The 3620-nt window shown below is 49.8% G+C and carries 3 protein-coding genes; all 3 read left to right on the top strand.

The window, feature by feature from the left end; genetic code table 11:
* Positions 1 to 331: 331 nt before the first annotated feature.
* The 3 genes from psbB (at position 332) to nrdR (ending at position 3100) form a co-directional block, all read left to right on the top strand.
* Positions 332 to 1858 (top strand): photosystem II chlorophyll-binding protein CP47, encoded by a 1527-nt coding sequence (psbB, locus tag J0895_RS05535; RefSeq protein WP_207087123.1) that lies wholly within the window; start codon positions 332 to 334, stop codon positions 1856 to 1858.
* 132 nt (positions 1859 to 1990) lie between these two features.
* A complete protein-coding gene (locus J0895_RS05540; RefSeq protein WP_015148751.1) occupies positions 1991 to 2086 on the top strand; it encodes a photosystem II reaction center protein T in 96 nt (31 codons plus the stop codon).
* A 420-nt stretch (positions 2087 to 2506) separates the two neighbouring features.
* Complete coding sequence (nrdR, locus tag J0895_RS05545) at positions 2507 to 3100, top strand: transcriptional regulator NrdR (protein WP_207087124.1); 594 nt, start codon at positions 2507 to 2509, stop codon at positions 3098 to 3100.
* The last annotated feature ends 520 nt before the right edge of the window (positions 3101 to 3620 follow it).

Below are 3620 nucleotides of genomic sequence, written 5' to 3' on the forward strand. Positions count from 1 at the left end.
ATCAATGCGGGCTGTAATGGCGCGTCATATCCTTCGCAAAGTAAAGGGAAAGTTCAAATCTAATTTGAGCGGACTTATTAGAGGCACTTTGAGCAGCGCCCATCAGACTTAGGCTTTGGTCTAAGGCTGTGCAAGAATCCCTGTGTCTTTAGACATCGGGAGTGTCAATTCTTTAAATACTGTCTCATTTTTGAGATGGGATAGTCATCGCGCAGCCACTGTCAAGCCCCCAGTTTTAAGGCTTGGCCCGCAGTGAAAACGCTTTGACTTTATAAAAGGCTCAAAGATAGCGTCCAAATAGATAACTCAAACTGAGGAGGAAGCGTAGTCAATGGGACTACCCTGGTATCGAGTACACACAGTCGTTTTAAACGATCCGGGTCGGTTGATTGCCGTACACCTGATGCACACTGCTCTGGTGGCAGGTTGGGCCGGTTCAATGGCCCTTTATGAACTGGCGATTTTTGATCCGAGTGATCCCGTCCTGAACCCTATATGGCGTCAGGGGATGTTCGTCATGCCCTTCATGGCTCGCCTCGGCGTAACGGATTCTTGGAGAGGCTGGAGCATTACCGGCGAAAGCGCCGCCGATGTCGGATTCTGGTCATTTGAAGGGGTTGCGACCGCTCATATTGTCCTCTCCGGATTACTCTTCCTAGCTGCTTGCTGGCACTGGGTTTACTGGGATTTGGAACTGTTCACCGATCCGCGCACTGGCGAACCCGCCCTGGACTTGCCCAAAATGTTTGGCATCCACTTATTCTTATCGGGTCTGCTGTGCTTCGGATTTGGAGCATTTCACCTCACAGGTTTATTCGGACCGGGGATGTGGATTTCTGACCCTTATGGCATAACGGGACATATCCAGCCCGTTGCGCCGGAGTGGGGACCCGATGGCTTTAACCCCTTTAATGCGGGTGGTATCGTGGCTCACCACATTGCAGCGGGTATTGTTGGCATTATTGCTGGCATTTTCCACTTATCGGTGCGTCCGCCTGAGCGGTTGTACCGAGCACTGCGGATGGGGAACATTGAAACCGTGCTCTCTAGCAGTATCGCTGCCGTCTTTTTCGCAGCTTTCATCGTCGCCGGGACCATGTGGTACGGTTCTGCCACGACTCCGATTGAACTGTTTGGTCCAACCCGCTATCAGTGGGATAGCAACTACTTCCAGCAGGAAATTGATCGGCGCGTGCAAACCTCCTTGGCTCAAGGAGATAACCTAGAGCAAGCCTGGTCCCAAATTCCTGAGAAACTGGCGTTCTATGATTACGTCGGCAACAACCCCGCCAAAGGCGGTCTGTTCCGCGTAGGACCCATGAACAATGGGGATGGACTCGCCCAAGGTTGGTTGGGTCATCCCGTCTTTAAAGATGGTGAAGGTCGCGTACTCTCGGTGCGTCGTCTTCCCAACTTCTTTGAAACCTTCCCGGTGGTCTTGACTGACTCCGATGGGATTGTGCGGGCGGATATTCCTTTCCGTCGTGCTGAATCTAAATACAGCTTTGAGCAAACCGGCGTGACGGTGAGCTTCTATGGTGGTGAACTAGGCGGTAAAACCGTTAGTGAACCGGCTTTAGTCAAGCAGTATGCTCGGAAAGCTCAGTTGGGCGAACCGTTTGCGTTCGATCGCGAAACCCTCAACTCTGATGGTGTGTTCCGCACGAGCACTCGCGGTTGGTTTACTTATGGTCATGCCTGCTTTGCTTTGCTGTTCTTCTTCGGTCATATCTGGCACGGGTCTCGGACTATTTTCCGCGATGTGTTTGCTGGAATTGACCCGGATCTCGAAGAGCAGGTCGAGTTCGGTCTGTTCCAAAAAGTCGGGGACGTTTCAACCCGCAAACAAGAAGTTTAGAGTGGTTTACCTGTGACTCTCAAGTCAGGTCTAACAACTGGACTGGTCCCCAAAGACAAGTGCATTTTGTTAGACCTTTTTTATATTGCTTGGTAGACTGGTGTTACCTTTGATTAGCAGGAATTTATCATCATGCAGAGTGTCGCTTACATCTTAATTCTGACTTTAGCCATCGGTGTGCTGTTCTTTGCGATCGCCTTCCGTGAACCGCCTCGCATTGGCAAGTAACAATCCGGGGTGAATTTCTGAGTCGATTTATTCCTATATAGCCAGTCTTGCAGCAGTTTGACACCTCACCCCCGTCCCCTCTCCCGCTTTGGGCCGCCGACGGTTGGGGGCCGCCGACGTCCATTCGCCTAATCATTTAGAACCGCTATAGCTGACTTATTCCATTGGTTCAAGAAGGCATCGAAGGCCATTGCGATCGCATTGAACCTTCAAAGATAGGATTGCTATAGACTCAGATTTTCCCCCCCAGACTTGGACCCCAGTCCTCAAGCCAGCCCCAAACTGCGCTTTCCACCGAGTTTAGGCAGGAAGATTTAAGAGCGGGAACTCTAAGGATAAAAACAGACAGTGCGTCTGAATAATTTCCTGATTTCTTTCTGCCTTCCCCTCGGAGTTCCTCTCGCTCAAAGGACAAAAATCATGCGATGTCCATTTTGCCAGCATACTGACAGTCGGGTGCTAGAATCTCGCTCTGCTGAAGCCGGTCAAAGCGTCCGGCGTCGCCGGGAGTGTCTCAAGTGCAATCGTCGCTTTACCACTTATGAACGGATTGAATATGTCCCGATCACAGTGATTAAACGAGATGGCTCCCGCGAATCGTTCGATCGCTCTAAGTTACTGCGCGGGATTGTTCGCGCTTGTGAAAAAACCGGCGTTGAGTCTGGACAAATTGAAAATTTAGTTGATGAAATCGAAGCTCAATTGCAGCAACAGCGATTTAGACGAGAAGTACCGAGCAATGATATCGGAGAACTCGTCCTTTCTCAACTTCAAGAAGTCAGTGAAGTGGCCTATATCCGCTTTGCCTCGGTTTATCGACAATTCCAAGGGATTCGTGATTTTGTGGACACTTTAAAGGACCTGCAAAATCAAAGCGATCGCTCGGGAAGTGACCGCGAACCCACCCCGCAAGAAGACCAGTCCTCTGGGAAATCTCCCGATGATCCAGAGCAGTTAACTATCAATGATGCTCACCAGGATTCTCCCCCTGTCTCTTCTCTAGCTCAAGCCTAGAGCAAAATTAGGGTTCAGGAGCAGGGCAATCAAGGTTCGGTGAGTTCCAAGTTAACCGTTAACCTCTGCTTAAAATAAATTCTCTTCAATGACAGCGATCGCCCTTGATCGTGAATGGATCTGTCCCCTCTTCACAGGTGGCCAGGGTTTCCAATCGAGGGTCTTAACAAGAGATTGTACAGAAATTATTTGAAAAATTTCATCAGCTCGGTGTTCAAAAAGAAGCATTCAAGCTATAATAGTTTTTCTAGGCTTAAAAATTTCCAAAGGAAAGCGTCTAAAATAGTACGGAAGCGTCTTTTTGACGTCATCTGAATGCTTGCCAGCCAAACCGGAAGTTGAATTGAACCAGCCCTCAAAAACAACGGCTGAATCTTTGACAGGAAACTGCTCGAAGTCTATTCTCTCCCCTTGGCCAGCAAGCGGGGAAGCTGAACCCCTAGGAGCAGTCTAAACCCGCTAGTTTGTGGCACAGACACAAGAGAAACACGGTAGGGCTGGTAGCCTCGCGCTCTAAAGA

Origin of the sequence: Phormidium pseudopriestleyi FRX01, assembly GCF_017313335.1 — a bacterium.
In the GTDB taxonomy this organism is placed as follows: domain Bacteria; phylum Cyanobacteriota; class Cyanobacteriia; order Cyanobacteriales; family Laspinemataceae; genus Laspinema; species Laspinema pseudopriestleyi.

Excerpts from the sequence above, each read along its gene's own strand:
- psbB (WP_207087123.1), top strand. The coding sequence starts at position 332 with ATGGGACTACCCTGGTATCGAGTACACACAGTCGTTTTAAACGATCCG.
- J0895_RS05540 (WP_015148751.1), top strand. The coding sequence starts at position 1,991 with ATGCAGAGTGTCGCTTACATCTTAATTCTGACTTTAGCCATCGGTGTG.
- nrdR (WP_207087124.1), top strand. The coding sequence starts at position 2,507 with ATGCGATGTCCATTTTGCCAGCATACTGACAGTCGGGTGCTAGAATCT.